Source organism: Neobacillus drentensis (assembly GCF_036962765.1).
Taxonomy (GTDB): Bacteria; Bacillota; Bacilli; order Bacillales; family Cytobacillaceae; genus Neobacillus; species Neobacillus drentensis_C.
Genome location: NZ_JBALOS010000001.1, coordinates 54,375 through 68,947, shown reverse-complemented (window position 1 = coordinate 68,947; position 14,573 = coordinate 54,375). Strand labels below are relative to the sequence as shown.

General features: G+C 36.7%; 17 protein-coding genes. 16 read left to right on the top strand and 1 reads right to left on the bottom strand.

Annotated features, from left to right (window positions below; all coding sequences use genetic code 11):
* Window positions 1–25 precede the first annotated feature (25 nt).
* The 15 genes from V7137_RS00375 to fni all read left to right on the top strand — a co-directional run bounded on the left by V7137_RS00375 (window position 26) and on the right by fni (window position 13,491).
* Complete coding sequence (locus tag V7137_RS00375) at window positions 26–658, top strand: CBS domain-containing protein (protein WP_335455508.1); 633 nt, start codon at window positions 26–28, stop codon at window positions 656–658.
* 60 nt (window positions 659–718) lie between these two features.
* Window positions 719–1,090, top strand: coding sequence for a hypothetical protein (locus tag V7137_RS00370; protein ID WP_335455505.1), 372 nt, complete (start codon window positions 719–721; stop codon window positions 1,088–1,090).
* 19 nt (window positions 1,091–1,109) lie between these two features.
* Window positions 1,110–1,898, top strand: coding sequence for a metallophosphoesterase (locus V7137_RS00365; protein WP_335455501.1), 789 nt, complete (start codon window positions 1,110–1,112; stop codon window positions 1,896–1,898).
* A 75-nt stretch (window positions 1,899–1,973) separates the two neighbouring features.
* Window positions 1,974–2,555, top strand: a complete 582-nt coding sequence (locus tag V7137_RS00360) for a genetic competence negative regulator (protein ID WP_335455498.1) — start codon at window positions 1,974–1,976, stop codon at window positions 2,553–2,555.
* Window positions 2,556–2,919: 364 nt separating this feature from the next.
* Window positions 2,920–4,197 (top strand): Glu/Leu/Phe/Val family dehydrogenase, encoded by a 1,278-nt coding sequence (locus V7137_RS00355; protein WP_335455495.1) that lies wholly within the window; start codon window positions 2,920–2,922, stop codon window positions 4,195–4,197.
* Between the two features lie 118 nt (window positions 4,198–4,315).
* Window positions 4,316–5,296, top strand: a complete 981-nt coding sequence (locus V7137_RS00350; RefSeq protein ID WP_335455492.1) for a YpdA family putative bacillithiol disulfide reductase — start codon at window positions 4,316–4,318, stop codon at window positions 5,294–5,296.
* Complete coding sequence (locus V7137_RS00345) at window positions 5,296–6,252, top strand: asparaginase (RefSeq protein ID WP_335455489.1); 957 nt, start codon at window positions 5,296–5,298, stop codon at window positions 6,250–6,252. The genes V7137_RS00350 and V7137_RS00345 overlap by 1 nt, the downstream gene beginning before the upstream one ends.
* 112 nt (window positions 6,253–6,364) lie before the next feature.
* Window positions 6,365–7,054, top strand: coding sequence for a glutamic-type intramembrane protease PrsW (gene prsW / locus V7137_RS00340; protein WP_335455485.1), 690 nt, complete (start codon window positions 6,365–6,367; stop codon window positions 7,052–7,054).
* Between the two features lie 105 nt (window positions 7,055–7,159).
* The gene (gene sleB / locus V7137_RS00335) at window positions 7,160–8,077 is read left to right on the top strand and encodes a spore cortex-lytic enzyme (RefSeq protein WP_420490067.1); all 918 of its coding nucleotides are present in this window, start codon (window positions 7,160–7,162) and stop codon (window positions 8,075–8,077) included.
* 14 nt (window positions 8,078–8,091) lie between these two features.
* The gene (ypeB, locus tag V7137_RS00330; RefSeq protein WP_335455482.1) at window positions 8,092–9,441 is read left to right on the top strand and encodes a germination protein YpeB; all 1,350 of its coding nucleotides are present in this window, start codon (window positions 8,092–8,094) and stop codon (window positions 9,439–9,441) included.
* Window positions 9,442–9,520: 79 nt separating this feature from the next.
* Window positions 9,521–9,700, top strand: coding sequence for a YpfB family protein (locus V7137_RS00325; RefSeq protein WP_218349098.1), 180 nt, complete (start codon window positions 9,521–9,523; stop codon window positions 9,698–9,700).
* Between the two features lie 162 nt (window positions 9,701–9,862).
* A complete protein-coding gene (cmk, locus tag V7137_RS00320; RefSeq protein WP_335455479.1) occupies window positions 9,863–10,537 on the top strand; it encodes a (d)CMP kinase in 675 nt (224 codons plus the stop codon).
* Window positions 10,538–10,539: 2 nt separating this feature from the next.
* Window positions 10,540–11,121, top strand: a complete 582-nt coding sequence (locus V7137_RS00315; RefSeq protein WP_335455476.1) for a lysophospholipid acyltransferase family protein — start codon at window positions 10,540–10,542, stop codon at window positions 11,119–11,121.
* A gap of 160 nt (window positions 11,122–11,281) precedes the next feature.
* Entirely contained in the window at window positions 11,282–12,421 is a 1,140-nt protein-coding gene (gene rpsA, locus V7137_RS00310; RefSeq protein ID WP_335455474.1) for a 30S ribosomal protein S1, read from the top strand.
* Between the two features lie 11 nt (window positions 12,422–12,432).
* On the top strand, window positions 12,433–13,491 hold the full coding sequence (fni, locus tag V7137_RS00305) for a type 2 isopentenyl-diphosphate Delta-isomerase (RefSeq protein ID WP_335455471.1): 1,059 nt from the start codon (window positions 12,433–12,435) through the stop codon (window positions 13,489–13,491).
* Between the two features lie 29 nt (window positions 13,492–13,520).
* Here the strand turns inward: fni and V7137_RS00300 are convergent, their stop codons facing one another.
* A complete protein-coding gene (locus V7137_RS00300) occupies window positions 13,521–13,661 on the bottom strand; it encodes a YpzI family protein (protein ID WP_066257239.1) in 141 nt (46 codons plus the stop codon).
* Window positions 13,662–13,769: 108 nt separating this feature from the next.
* On the opposite strand from V7137_RS00300, the gene V7137_RS00295 reads away from it, so the two are divergent.
* On the top strand, window positions 13,770–14,378 hold the full coding sequence (locus tag V7137_RS00295) for a YphA family membrane protein (protein ID WP_335455468.1): 609 nt from the start codon (window positions 13,770–13,772) through the stop codon (window positions 14,376–14,378).
* The last annotated feature ends 195 nt before the right edge of the window (window positions 14,379–14,573 follow it).

Sequence of the window (14,573 nt, the reverse complement as noted above, 5' to 3'; positions counted from 1 at the left end):
TGATTATATTTTGAGGTGATGGGAATTGTTTGTAAAAAATATTATGATTCCAAAGCATGAATGTTTTACTGCACAAGAGGATACAACCCTTAAAGAAGCATTAGAAAGTTTGGAAAGACATCAGATTGATGGGCTGCCAGTGTTAAGTGGTGATAAGTATGTGGGAGTTGCGACAAGATATAACATTTATGCGGGCTACTTTCAATCAAATAAACCAAAGGAAGAGTATTTAACTTCCACTTTTGTAAAAGATATTGCTTCACATCATGAAAAATTTTTAGAAGGCGGAGAATTATTCGAGAAAACACTCCTTGATCTAAAGGATTTTCCTTTATTAGCGGTTGTTGATGGAAATAAAAATTTCCTAGGAGTGGTTACACGCTCGGATGTAATTAGTTCTTTTGAAAGTGCATTTGGTGTAAATCGTCCAGGTGTGAGGATTGCTTTTACATCAGTTGAAACGGAGGGACGAATTGCTCGTCTGTCGGAAATCGCTCATCAATTCCATGAGCATATTATTTCACTGGTAACTTTTGACGAAACAGATAAACTCGTCCGAAGAATCGTAATGAAGATTGAGAAGAAAGATAACATTGATAAATTTACCAAAAAATTAGAAGAACATGGATTTAGAATATTGAGTATTCAAGAAGATTAATAACGAGCTGCAGGTAAATTTTTAAATCCCTTCTCATACATTGTATGGGAGGGGGTTTTTATGTTTTTTAAAGTAGCTACGTGTTTCGTCATTTTTTTATGTGGGTATATACTAATCAAATGGATTTCAATTCCTCATCCCTTTGTTTTAGCTGATTTTTTTATAAGTCTAGTTGTAAATCCATTAAAATTTTTTGCGAGCACCTTGGTTTTTTTTATCGGGTCTCTCATTACTGGAAGAGTAATCCGTGAACTGATTATTGGGACCAAAAAGACTTGGCAAAAACGAAAAGTGATGGTTGATACCCTTCTTTTTGAATATTTATTACTGATTATTATTTTTTCGTTTCTTTTTCATTTAGGGTGGGAGCAAACCATTGTCTTTTTTAGTTTAAGTCTTTTTTATGGTATGATTTCCATGGAACGAAGTTAAGAAATGGGGAAAAAGGAAAATGGTTATTACTGTAGTCTTCTTGTTCATCTTTATCATCGGTGTCAGTCTAGTTTTATATATGGTACGTCAAGCTTTTTTAAATAATATAATTGAACATGAATTTAGCTTTCCGGACTTTCCTAAATCACTTGGCAGTGTTTCGATTTTTTTTATATCGGATATACATAGGAGAACAATTTCTGAAAAAGTAATAAATCCTGTTATTGGCAAAGCGGATATTGTGATAATTGGAGGGGATTTAACAGAAAAAGGAGTCTCTTTTGAAAAAGTAAAAGCAAACCTAATGAATTTAAAGCAAATTGGTCCTGTTTATTTTGTATGGGGTAACAATGATTATGAAGTTGATTATCATAAATTGGATGCGATCCTCCTAGAACTAGGCATTAAAGTATTAGCAAACACAGCTGTAACCTTTGAATCGGCGCAAGGGGAAAAAATTTGTTTATTGGGTGTTGATGATTTAAGTCAAGAACGAGATCGCCTTGATTTAGCCATATTAGATGCAGAAGAAAGCAGTTTTAAGATTTTAGCGAGCCATTATCCTAGTATAACAGATAAGATTCTTCCTGAGCATAACATCCGCTTGGTGTTAAGTGGTCATACACACGGAGGACAAATCCACATTTTGGGATATAGTCCCCATGAACGGGGAAAAATAAAAAGGTTAGATAATACGGTCCTATTAATAAGCAATGGTTATGGTACCACTGCCATTCCGTTGAGGTTAGGCGCTCCTGCTGAATGTCACCTAATAAAACTAAATGGGGATTCTGAAAAGGAAGGATAAATATAGACAATTCACCAACAGAACCCTGAGGCATACACTGAAAACAAGAGTTATGTCACGGCAGGGGGCAAAATCATGCGCTTAGAACGCTTAACAGCCAATAAAATAAAAATTTTTCTTACCTCTGATGATTTATTTGACAGGGGACTCTCCAAAGAAGATATTTGGAAGGATTCCATTAAATGGAATCAGCTTTTCCATGATATGCTGGAAGAGGCAAGTGAGGAATTTGATGTTGATATTCAAGGTTCTGTTGCGGTAGAGGTGTTCTCCCTCCAGGCACAAGGGATGATATTGATTATTACCGTTGATGAAATAATAGAAGATGAAGAAATTTTATATGATGGATTTATTGAGATGCAAGTAAGGGTTGAAGGCTTTCCAGACCTCTTGTATGAATTTGATGAGTTTGAAGACATTATAGGTCTAGCCAAAAGACTGTCTTCAGTCAATATTTTCGGTGGGAATCTCTTTGCCTGGAACAACCGTTACTATTTATTAATGGAAAATCTAGAACCTGAAAAAAATATGAAAGCAGCTTGCGTTTTATCAGAATTTGGTAATGCTTCTATTTTAAGCCCGTATGTACTAGCTGAATATGGTAAACGAGTTATCGATAATCACGCGGTGGAAACCATTCTTCGTTTCTTTAAGTGACTATATCTTTTTATAGATTTTCAAAGGGCGCCACCGCCCGATAACGAAAGGCTATGTTAAAGACTATTGTTGATTTTGGCACCCTGTTGTTCTCCGTTCCAGGCGCGAGGACTCCTGCGGGAGGCTCCCCGGACCGCCCGCTCCTGGAGCGGAAATCAACAGGCGAGTTTAACATAGCCTAATGAAAAAAGAAATTGTGCAATAATATTTAGCCATTGCATTAGTAAAATACTTTTAAAATGCCAATGGCGACGTTTACATAATGTTTTTTTTATGTTTTTCTTATTGCATAAATGAATTAAAGGTGTATACTTGTGTCTGAAAGATGACAACATTCGTAGCATTTTTTTAGGGAGGATTACAAATGGTAGCCGAAAAAGATAATGAAAAGACTAATCAAGAGGAAAAACATGACGTGTTGAAATCGACACAAACAGTTATACATAAGGCCCTTGAAAAGTTAGGTTATCCTGAAGAGGTTTACGAGCTCTTAAAAGAGCCATTGCGTTTAATGACAGTTAAGATTCCGATTAGAATGGATGACGGTTCTATAAAAATATTTACTGGCTACCGTGCCCAACATAATGATGCAGTGGGGCCAACAAAGGGCGGGATTCGTTTCCATCCAGGTGTAACAGAAACAGAAGTGAAAGCCCTTTCAATATGGATGAGTTTAAAATGTGGGATCGTCGACCTGCCATACGGCGGTGGTAAAGGCGGTATCGTTTGCGACCCTCGAGATATGTCGTTTAGAGAGCTTGAGAGATTGAGCCGTGGTTATGTTAGAGCTATTAGTCAAATAGTAGGACCAACGAAAGATATTCCAGCTCCAGACGTATTTACCAATTCGCAAATCATGGCTTGGATGATGGATGAATATAGCCGAATTGATGAATTTAATTCACCTGGCTTTATTACAGGGAAGCCTCTTGTTTTGGGAGGATCGCATGGACGTGAATCAGCAACTGCAAAAGGTGTAACAATCTGTATCCAAGAGGCTGCAAAGAAGAAAGGGATTCAGATTGAGGGGGCTAGAGTAGTTATCCAAGGTTTTGGTAATGCTGGAAGCTTCTTATCCAAATTTATGCATGATGCTGGTGCAAAAGTAATTGGAATTTCCGATGCATACGGGGCATTACATGATCCAAATGGACTTGATATTGATTATCTATTAGATAGACGAGACAGCTTTGGAACAGTGACAAAATTATTTAATAACACAATAACAAATAAAGAATTGCTTGAACTTGAGTGCGATATTCTTGTTCCGGCTGCGATTGAAAATCAAATTACGGAAGAAAATGCTCATAATATCCGTGCAAGCATTGTTGTTGAGGCGGCTAATGGTCCAACCACGCTTGAGGCAACTGAGATTTTAACAGAGCGGGGAATTCTTCTTGTTCCGGATGTTTTAGCGTCAGCTGGCGGTGTAACTGTTTCATATTTTGAGTGGGTTCAAAATAACCAAGGTTATTATTGGTCTGAAGAAGAAGTAGAAGAAAAGCTTGAAAAAGTAATGGTAAAATCCTTTAATAATATTTACGAAACTGCCCAAACACGCCGTGTAGATATGCGTCTTTCCGCTTATATGGTTGGGGTTAGAAAGATGGCAGAAGCGAGCCGCTTTAGGGGCTGGATTTAATTTCAAGCCGCATGTAAATATTATACTTAACCATTGAAACATAGTTAAAAAACTCCTATCATAGACGATAGGAGTTTTTTGTCATCCAGGTATGATTGTTTTAAGGAGTGTACCCATTATGCAAATAGAAGATATTATCATTGTTGGTGGTGGCCCCTGTGGCTTAGCAGCAGCCATCGCCCTTCAGGATAAAGGTAAGGAATCCTTAATCATTGAAAAGGGAAATGTGGTGAATTCCATTTATCACTATCCAACCCACCAAACATTCTTTAGCACGGCAGAAAAATTAGAAATTGGAGAAGTGCCATTTATTACTGATAGTTATAAGCCAAAAAGAAATCAGGCTCTAGTCTATTATCGTGAAGTGGCCAAACGAAAACAGCTGCGCATTAACTCATTTGAACAAGTAACAAAAGTATCCAAACAAGGTGAATTGTTTCAAGTTTATACGGATAAAAATACCTATAGTGCACGCTATGTAATCATCGCAACCGGTTATTATGATCATCCAAATTATATGAATGTTCCAGGCGAAAATTCATCAAAAGTATTTCACTATTTTAAGGAAGCACATCCCTATTACGATAAAGATGTTTGTGTGATTGGCGGGAAAAATTCTAGTGTGGATGCAGCGATCGAATTGGTAAAAGCAGGTGCGAGAGTGTCAGTTTTGTATCGTGGTGAAAAGTATTCACCAAGTATAAAACCATGGATTCTCCCTGAGTTTGAGTCGTTAGTACGTACAGGGGAAATAATGATGGAATTTAATGCACATGTTAAAGAAATAACAGAGGATCAAGTTTTTTATACAAAAGACGATGAGGAAATAACAATCAGCAATGACTTTGTTTTTGCCATGACTGGATACCATCCAGATCATCAATTTTTAAAAAATATGGATATAAAAATGGATGAAGAAACTGGGCGGCCTTTCTTTAATCCCGATTCAATGGAGACAAATATAGATGGAATATATATTGCGGGAGTTATTGCAGCAGGAAATAACGCAAATGAAATATTTATTGAAAATGGCAGATTCCATGGAGCAGCAATCTCTCGGTCTATCGTGGAAAAAGATGCAAAAAGGGTGGCTAAATAATGAAAAAGGTTGTTTTATTAACAACAGGTGGAACAATTGCAAGCAAGCCAAATAAAGAATCAGGAAAATTAGCATCTGGAGCTTTAACTGGTGAAGAATTAGCAAGTATGTGTAATTTGCCAAATGACATCGAAGTAGTGGTTGAATCGGTTTTCCAAAAAGCCAGTATCCATATAACTTTTGAGGATTTAATCCTTTTGAAGAATAAGATCGAAGATTATTTTAAGGATGATGAAGTTTCAGGTGTTGTTGTCACACATGGAACGGATACGATGGAAGAAACATCTTATTTTCTCGATTTAACCATTAAGGATTCCAGACCAGTAGTAGTGACAGGGTCACAGCGCTCTCCAGAAGATATAGGAAGCGATGTATACATTAATTTACGCCATGCCATCTATTGTGCATGTTCCCATGATTTAAGGGATGCTGGAACTGTTGTTGTTTTTAATGAACGGATATTTGCCGCAAGATATGTAAAAAAAGAACATGCTTCTAATATTCAGGGCTTTAATGCATTTGGATTTGGATATCTTGGCATTATCGATAATGATCAAGTCCATGTATTTCAAAAACCGATTAAAAGAGAATATTTTGAATTAAAAACTTCTATTCCACAGGTTGAAATCATTAAATGCTATATTGGAGCAGATGGGAAATTTATTAAGGCAGCGCGAGAAGCAGGGATTTCTGGTATTGTCCTTGAGGGAGTCGGACGTGGTCAAGTTGCTCCTAACATGATGACAGAAATCGATAAAGCTATTGCCCAAGGTATTAAACTGGTAATCACCACTAGCGCAGAAGAGGGATCTGTTTATACAACCTATGATTACGAAGGAAGCGCCTATGATCTTTTTAATAAGGGAGTCATTCTAGGGAGTGACAACGATTCTAAAAAAGCAAGAATTAAATTGGCTGTTGCCCTTGCAAGTAATTTGAAGGAAATTAAATTTTAAGCTTTAACGAGACAATAAAGGAATACCTAATAGTAATTGGAATGAATCTTTCATTTTCTTTATAGAGAATCCATGATACGATTAAGAAAATGGATTTGAAAAGAGGTTCATCATGCTGGGAATATTATCAGCTGGGCTTGCCCCCGGACTGGCATTACTAAGTTATTTTTATTTAAAAGATGAATATGAACCAGAGCCAATATCCTTCGTTTTAAGGACATTTATGTACGGAGCTCTTTTTGTGTTTCCTATCATGTTTATCCAGCATGTACTTGAAACAGAGCATATTGTAAAATCTGATCTTTTCAATGCCTTCCTTAGCACAGGTCTGTTAGAGGAGTTTTTTAAATGGTTTATTCTTTTTTATGTGGTTTATCAGCATGTTGAGTTTGATGAACCCTTTGATGGAATTGTCTACGGAGTAGCAGTATCGCTTGGTTTTGCTACAATCGAAAATATCTTCTATTTAATAGCGAATGGAATCGAACATGCCGTGACGCGTGCATTGTTACCTGTTTCAAGTCATGCCCTATTTGGTGTAATTATGGGCTTTTATATTGGAAAGGCGAAGTTTACGGAAGGGAATAAAGCAAAGTGGGTCATTCTTTCCTTATTTTTGCCATTTATTCTTCATGGAGCCTATGATTTTATCTTAATTTCACAAGAAAATTGGCTTATAATCATTTTTCCTTTTATGATTTTTCTTTGGTGGTTTGGATTAAGGAAAGTAAAGAAAGCAAAAATTTTAAGTGCCAATCATTTTAAAAAACAATATCCTGTCCAAAAAACCCTTCATTCCTAAAGAAGGGTTTTTTCTTTTATTAACATTTAAATGGAATAAAAAACCGATTAAAACAAAAAATAGATTTACTGCTAAAAAGAGATTTACAATGGGGGTTAAAATTCCATGATAAAGAAGAAAATCTTAATTAAGTTCTTTATACTAATCTTTCTCATGTTTGTAACATCGACCTTTTCAGAAAGTAAGGAGGTGCGTGCATTTACCAATCAGGTAATTGAAAAAGGTTCGGTTGGCGATGATGTCATTGAGCTTCAATCCAGGCTTCAATATTTAGGTTTTTATAACGGTAAGATTGATGGAGTTTTTGGCTGGAGCACATATTGGGCATTAAGAAACTTCCAATATGAGTTTGGGTTGCCGATTGATGGATTGGCCGGGTGGTCGACAAAATTAAAATTAGCTAAAGCAAGCAAGTATAACGAACAATTTGTAAAAAAACATATTAACTCAGGTAAAAGGTTTACACATTACGGTGGAGTTGATGAAAGTAAACAGAGTGCACCAAGCCCTGCACCTAAAACTCCTGCAAACAAAGGATCAGCAAACCAAGCACCTGCAAAACAAGGACCAGCCAAACAAGCGCCAAAACAAAAGGCACCACAGCAAAACACAGCACCAAAAAAGACAGCGCCTAAAAAGCCTACGGCTGCTAACACACCAAATGGTTTTTCTCAAAATGATATCCAGTTGATGGCTAATGCCGTTTATGGAGAATCCAGGGGAGAACCTTATACAGGGCAGGTTGCTGTTGCAGCTGTCATCCTTAACAGGGTAAACAGTGCAACGTTCCCTAATACGGTTTCAGGGGTGATATTTGAGCCAGGAGCATTTACTGCAGTGGCGGATGGTCAAATTTGGCTGACCCCAAATGAAAATGCTAAGAAAGCTGTTTTAGATGCAATCAATGGGTGGGACCCAACTGGGGAGGCACTCTATTATTTTAACCCAGACACCGCCACGAGCGGGTGGATTTGGGGACGACCGCAAATTAAACGAATCGGGAAACATATTTTTTGCAAGTAGAGAGGTGAATAGAATTGATAAGAGGAATATTAATTGGCGTTCTCGCAGTCGGTGTTGTGGGAACCGCATATTGGGGCTATCAAGAACATCAGGAGAAGAATGCCGTTCTTTTAAATGCGGAAAATACTTATCAACGGGCATTCCATGACCTGACCTATCAAGTTGATCTATTACACGATAAGATTGGGACCACTCTTGCAATGAATTCAAAACAGTCATTGTCTCCGTCCCTTATAGAAGTTTGGCGGCTTACTTCTGAGGCTCATGGTAATGTTGGTCAATTACCGCTAACTTTGCTTCCCTTTAACAAAACAGAGGAATTCTTAGCTAGAATCGGGAACTTTAGTTACCGTACAGCTGCAAGAGATTTGGATAAGGAACCATTGTCAAACGATGAATACAACACCCTAAAGGTCCTTTATAAGCAAGCAGGAGATGTTCAGAATGATCTCCGAAAAGTCCAACATATGGTATTAAAAAATAATCTTCGTTGGATGGATGTTGAACTTGCCTTAGCATCTGGAAAGGAATCAACTGATAATACCATTATTGACGGCTTTAAAGCAGTAGAAAAGACGGTAAGCGGCTATACTGAATCTAATCTAGGTCCTACTTTTGCAAATATGCAAAAAAAGGATGAAAATTTTAAAAAAATAAAAGGAAAAACCATTACTAAACAAGAGGCAATCCAAATCGCAAAGAAATACATCAAAATTGATGGGAATTCAGAAGTGAAGGTTACGGAAAATGGAAAAGGTTCCAACTATGGTTTTTATAGCGTTTCGATAAAAAATAAAAAAACTGGCGAAGAAGGCAGTATGGATATTACTAAAAAAGCCGGTCGACCAATTTGGTTTATCAATCAGCGGGATGTAAAAAAACAAGTTCTAAGTTTAAATGATGCTGATAATAAGGCGGCTGCTTTTTTAAAAGACACGGGCTTTAAAGATTTAGAGATATTTGAAAGCACACAGTATGACAATATTGGGGTATTCAATTTCGTAACCTCTATTAATGGCGTTAGAATTTATCCAGAATCAATAAAAGTAAAGGTAGCGCTGGATAATGGTGATATTATTGGTGTATCAGCAGAAGAATATTTAAAATCTTTTCAAACAAGAACAATTGAAAAACCGGCTATCTCCGTGAAACAAGCTCGAGCAAAAGTAAATCCAAACTTGAAAGTCATGGAAGACCGTCAAGCGATTATTGTCAATGACCTTAATAAAGAAGTACTATGTTACGAGTTCCTTGGAACAATCAATGATGATACTTACCGGATTTTTATTAACGCCAAAAGTGGTGTAGAAGAAGATGTAGAAAAACTTAAGAACGCAGAGGCTGTTTATGAAGATGTGTTATAAGGAAAAGCAATTGCTTTTCCTTATATTTTTTTCGAAAAACTCCAATAATAGAGGTATTAACTCAGTGGAGTGGATAGTCATGAAAAAGGTAGAAAGAGTTTTAATCAAAATTGTTATCATCCAATTTATTTTTCTTTTTCTTTCGCAACTTTTTTTTCATCAATTAGATGTATTTCCGCAAGTAAAACAATTGACAAAGTATGAAGGAGTAAATGAAAATACATATACTGAAATTCTTGAAACCTTTCAGGGAGAATAAGAAAGCAGGGCAGCCTGCTTTCTTTTGATTACCCATTTTTACTGAATTGGTCTGTAAAAATTTCATATTTTATCATGGTAAAAAAAGAGGCAATCCAATATCTTGTGGTAAAATAATAGTAGACAACATCTGAGAAACTCATGATGACAAATAGGAGGATTTATGGAAAAAAAAATATCAATCGCAATAGACGGCCCAGCTGCAGCCGGAAAAAGTACAGTCGCAAAAATAGTAGCTGAAAAACTTTCTTACATTTATATTGATACTGGTGCGATGTACCGAGCTTTAACATATAAGGCAATAGTAAATCAACTGAATTTGGAAGACGAAGCTGCTTTATTGGAAACATTATTATCCACAGATATTCGATTGCTGCCATCTGATAAAGGTCAGTTAGTATTTTTAGACGATCAAGATATTACGAATGAAATTCGATTTGCTGAAGTAACCAATTCAACTTCCTTTGTTGCTAAACATCAAAAGGTTCGAGAAGAAATGGTCAGAAGACAACAAGCTTTTGCCACTAAGGGCGGAGTTGTTATGGATGGAAGGGACATTGGTACGCATGTATTGCCAGGTGCAGAAGTAAAGGTATTTTTGCTTGCAAGTGTGGAAGAAAGAGCTGAAAGACGTCATATTGAAAATATTCAAAAAGGCTTCCCGTCTGACTTAGAAAAATTGAAAGAAGAAATTGCTCGTAGAGATAAAATTGATTCTGAGAGAGAAGTAGCACCATTGAAAAAAAGCGATGATGCAGTTGAAATCGATACAACCTCTTTAACAATTCCAGATGTTGTAGAAAAAATAATGGTGTTGGTGCACGAAAGGATTGGATAGGTGTGACGTTTTATGCGTTTGCAAGATCAGTGGTTACAGGAGTTTTTAAACCACTTTATAGGATTGAAGCTATTGGAGTAGAACATTTCCCTAAAGATGGCGGGGTTCTTCTTTGTGCGAATCATATCCATAATTTTGATCCCATTGTTGTTGGTATAATGGCCCCTCGCCCTGTCCATTATATGGCAAAAGAAGAGATTTTCTCCGTGCCTATTTTGGGCAATATCGTTAGAAAGTGTAATGCTTTTCCAGTGAAAAGGGGCTTTAGTGATCGTGAAGCCCTTAGAACAGGGTTAAAGATCTTAAAGGATGGACATGTCTTCGGGCTTTTTCCGGAGGGGACAAGAAGTAAGAATGGTGAACTAGGAAAGGGACTTTCTGGAGCGGGTTTTTTTGCATTAAGGTCCACAGCATCAGTTGTGCCTTGCGCGATAATCGGTCCATATCGAAGTTTCCGAAAATTAAAGATTGTCTACGGACAACCCATTGATTTGGATGAAATGAGAAAAGAAAAAGCATCAGTAGAACAAGTTACTGAATTAATTATGTCAGAAATTGATAAACTTAAAAAAGAACATCAATAGCTTCTGCTTGACAAAATAGACTATTTATAAGAAGTTAATGGAAAGAGTTTTTTTTGAAAATTCACTGCTTTTCTGTTTTTTTATTTGTGTTGTATGCTGCGTGGCATCCACCAGATCATATATAGAATTTTTGAAGTAAATGGATTAAGGAGGAATACATATGTCGGAAGAATTAAATCAAGTAGAAGTGAAAAGCTTTGAAGTTGGGGATAAAGTAACTGGACAAGTTACCAAAGTAGAAGAAAAACAGGTGCTAGTCGATATCCAAGGTAGTAAACTTGATGGAATTATCCCAATCAGTGAACTTTCAAGTCTTCATATTGAAAAGGCATCTGATGCAGTTGCAGACGGTGATGAACTAGAATTAGAAGTTTTAAAAGTTGAGGAAGAAGCAATTATCCTTTCGAAAAGAAAAGTTGATGCGGAAAAAGCTTGGGAGAATTTAGAAAAACAATTCCAAAGTGGAGAAATCATCGAAACTGAAGTCAAAGACGTCGTAAAAGGCGGCTTAGTAGTCGATTTAGGCGTTCGTGGGTTTGTACCAGCATCATTAGTTGAAGCTCATTTTGTAGAAGATTTTAGTGATTATAAAGGCCGTACTCTTACTTTTAAAATCGTCGAACTTGATAAAGAAAAGAACCGTTTAATTCTCTCACATCGAGCAGTAGTGGAACAAGAAAAAGGGAAGCAAAAACAAAATCGTCTTAGTGCAGTACAAGTTGGTCAAATTATTGATGGAACTGTTCAAAGAATCACTGACTTTGGTGCATTTGTTGATATTGGCGGCATTGACGGTCTAGTTCATATTTCCCAATTATCATATGATCATGTTAATAAACCATCAGATGTAGTTCACGAGGGCCAGCAAGTTCAAGTTAAAGTATTAAGTGTTGACCGTGATAATGAGAGAATTTCATTATCAATTAAAGAAACACTCCCTGGACCATGGTCAAATATTTCTGAAAAAGCACCTAAAGGAAGCGTCTTAAAAGGTAAAGTGAAAAGATTGGTCTCTTATGGTGCATTTGTTGAAGTATTCCCAGGTGTTGAAGGGCTTGTTCATATCTCTCAAATTGCCCATAAGCATATTAGTACTCCGCATGAAGTATTAAAAGAGGGACAAGAAGTAGACGTCAAAGTCCTCGATGCAAATGAATCTGAACAACGTTTATCATTAAGCATTAAAGAACTTCTTGAAAAAGAGTATGAGGATAATCAAGATTATGAACTTCCTGAAGAGTCAAAGGGCTTTCAACTTGGGGAAGTTATTGGTGATAAATTAAAGAATTTAGGAAAATAATGGTGATATGAGTGTCTAGATCTGAACGGAAATGGGACCACATTCGTTTTGCGCTTGAAAATAGGCAAAATCATTCTTCAGTTTTCGATGATATAAAATTTATTCACCAAGGTTTACCCGATATCGGTGTGTACGATGTTGGTTTAGACCATGAAGTGGGCGGACTTTATTTAAGTTCGCCTATTTTTATCAATGCCATGACCGGTGGTGGTGGTGATAAAACATATCGTATCAATAAAGAACTGGCAATTGTGGCGAATAATACGGGTTTAACAATGGCAGTTGGATCACAAATGGCTGCTATAAAGGATAAATCTCAAAGATATACCTACGAAGTTGTTCGCAAAGAGAATCCGTCTGGTGTAATCATTGCGAATTTAGGAAGCGAAGCAACAGTTGAGAACGCCAAAACCGCAATTGAGATGATTGAAGCAGACGCACTGCAATTACATTTAAATGTTATTCAGGAATTAACCATGCCCGAAGGCGATCGTGATTTTTCTGGAGCACTTAAAAGGATTGAATCAATTGTAAAAGAGGCAGAAGTGCCTGTCATTGTAAAAGAAGTCGGTTTTGGGATGGGGATGGAGACCGTTAAAGACCTTTTATCCATTGGTGTTAAACTAGTTGATGTAGGCGGCTCCGGAGGGACAAATTTTGCGGAAATTGAAAATAAGCGCAGGGATAAATCATTGTCTTTTTTTAATCAATGGGGAATTCCAACAAGTGTTTCCATTCTTGAAGCATCGTCTGTTTCTCAAGATCTTTCTGTCATCGGCTCTGGTGGATTTATGTCAGGACATGATGTTGCCAAGGGATTAGCAATAGGTGCGAATGCAATCGGCATGGCAGGTTATTTCTTGCAAATTCTTTTAAAAGAAGGGATAGAGGTTTTACAGAAAGAAATTGAAGCCCTTCATGACGAATTAACGATCATTATGACGGCTTTGGGTGCTAAAACAATTTCCGATATAAAAAAAGCCCCATTAATAATCTCAGGGGAAACCTATCATTGGTTAAATCAACGCGGCATCGATACGAAACACTTTGCCCAGCGTTCGATAAAATAAAAGCTCCCGCATACGCGAGAGCTTTTTTCTTATCTTTTCCCGTCATTTAATCCCCGTGCTTCTTCAGGCCCTGATAGCTTTGTGGCACCAGGATAGTGCAATGCTTGATCACGATCTGATTCCACTCTTCTACTCGCTTTTAACTTCTTTTCTTGTCTGTCTTTTCCCATTCAAACACACCTCCTCTTAATAAGATGATTCACACAGGAAATATTATTCAAGGAAGTATGAAACTACATAAAGATTACCAATAATGAAAATAATAGGAGGTGTATGAGTTGGAAGGAGAAATCTTTTATTGGGTCTTTTGGGGATTTTGGATATACTTGACCTTTATTCTCGAAAAGCAAAACCCATATCGACTAAAATTGGCAGTGATAATACTAATGGCATTAATTTTGTCTACTGTCCAGTTTACGATTGGCGAATTTGAAGTCCAAGCAAGCGGGTTATTTATGTTAGGCAGTTGTTACTTATTTATGAGCCAAGAAAAACGAGGAGCACTAATATACTTTTTTATTTGTTCATTTACCGTATCCATTGCATATGTGACCTTCCATTTATTTGAGATCTTTGATCCGATTTGGATCATTTTTAAAAAGGAATGGATGATGGGAATAACGTTGTGGTATTTAGCTTTATTATTGCAAAAAACATTAAAAGGTAGATTGCTCATCATATTTGCTGGTGCCATGCAAGGTGAAATTTTATATGCATTTATTTTAAATAAGTTCCAATTTCCTTATTTAATCGGGACTTTTGCGTACTTAGATGTTTGCTCATTAACAGCACTATTGCTTACAGGATGGAGCGCATTAGAAAATATAGGTTCTATCCTCCAAAATCATTTTCACTTTTTTGAAAAAGGAAAGCAAAAATCATCATGAACTGGATTTTTTTAGACAATAGCTTTTCCGCATACTCCACATTTCGTTTTTTTCCATTGCGGGAAAGGATTAACATTGATAAAATAACATAGTTAGGCCCTTCTAGAACACAGAAGGGTTTCTTTACTTAAGGCTATTTTCGCATAGATTGTTGTTTTTCGTATAAATTCATCAACTCGTATAACTAGATGCTTC

What these genes read in the sequence shown, in the direction of transcription:
- V7137_RS00370 (WP_335455505.1), top strand. Translation starts at nt 719, where the DNA reads ATGTTTTTTAAAGTAGCTACGTGTTTCGTCATTTTTTTATGTGGGTAT.
- V7137_RS00365 (WP_335455501.1), top strand. Translation starts at nt 1,110, where the DNA reads ATGGTTATTACTGTAGTCTTCTTGTTCATCTTTATCATCGGTGTCAGT.
- V7137_RS00360 (WP_335455498.1), top strand. Translation starts at nt 1,974, where the DNA reads ATGCGCTTAGAACGCTTAACAGCCAATAAAATAAAAATTTTTCTTACC.
- V7137_RS00355 (WP_335455495.1), top strand. Translation starts at nt 2,920, where the DNA reads ATGGTAGCCGAAAAAGATAATGAAAAGACTAATCAAGAGGAAAAACAT.
- V7137_RS00350 (WP_335455492.1), top strand. Translation starts at nt 4,316, where the DNA reads ATGCAAATAGAAGATATTATCATTGTTGGTGGTGGCCCCTGTGGCTTA.
- V7137_RS00345 (WP_335455489.1), top strand. Translation starts at nt 5,296, where the DNA reads ATGAAAAAGGTTGTTTTATTAACAACAGGTGGAACAATTGCAAGCAAG.
- prsW (WP_335455485.1), top strand. Translation starts at nt 6,365, where the DNA reads ATGCTGGGAATATTATCAGCTGGGCTTGCCCCCGGACTGGCATTACTA.
- sleB (WP_420490067.1), top strand. Translation starts at nt 7,160, where the DNA reads ATGATAAAGAAGAAAATCTTAATTAAGTTCTTTATACTAATCTTTCTC.
- V7137_RS00325 (WP_218349098.1), top strand. Translation starts at nt 9,521, where the DNA reads ATGAAAAAGGTAGAAAGAGTTTTAATCAAAATTGTTATCATCCAATTT.
- cmk (WP_335455479.1), top strand. Translation starts at nt 9,863, where the DNA reads ATGGAAAAAAAAATATCAATCGCAATAGACGGCCCAGCTGCAGCCGGA.
- rpsA (WP_335455474.1), top strand. Translation starts at nt 11,282, where the DNA reads ATGTCGGAAGAATTAAATCAAGTAGAAGTGAAAAGCTTTGAAGTTGGG.
- V7137_RS00300 (WP_066257239.1), bottom strand. Translation starts at nt 13,661, where the DNA reads ATGGGAAAAGACAGACAAGAAAAGAAGTTAAAAGCGAGTAGAAGAGTG.